The organism is Acinetobacter lactucae (assembly GCF_013344765.1).
GTDB lineage: Bacteria > Pseudomonadota > Gammaproteobacteria > Pseudomonadales > Moraxellaceae > Acinetobacter > Acinetobacter lactucae_A.
In genome coordinates, this window is sequence record NZ_JABVBF010000474.1 from 1 (window position 1) to 252 (window position 252).

A 252-nucleotide genomic window follows, 5' to 3' on the forward strand; every position below is an offset into this window, starting at 1 on the left:
CTGCAAGGTCTGTATATGTACTATCAGCAACACTAATGCTTGGTGCTGTACCTGTACCATCTGGTGTGAACACCGCTGTCCAGGTGATGTTGTCTGTCGTAGTCAAGCCAGTCAAGCTACCACCTACCACTGTGATGTCGCTTGCATCAAAGCCTGCTACTGCCTCACTGAACGTGAAACTGATGTTGGCATCTTCACCTGCCGCAAGTGCAAGGTCATCTGTCGTGATTGCAAGGGTTGGTGCTGTTGCAT

General features: G+C 50.0%; 1 protein-coding gene. It reads right to left on the bottom strand.

The genetic code is table 11. From position 1 onward, the window contains the following. Positions 1-252, bottom strand: a 252-nt coding sequence (locus tag HUN22_RS17910; protein WP_217488242.1) for an Ig-like domain-containing protein, incomplete at both ends; no start/stop codon positions are given.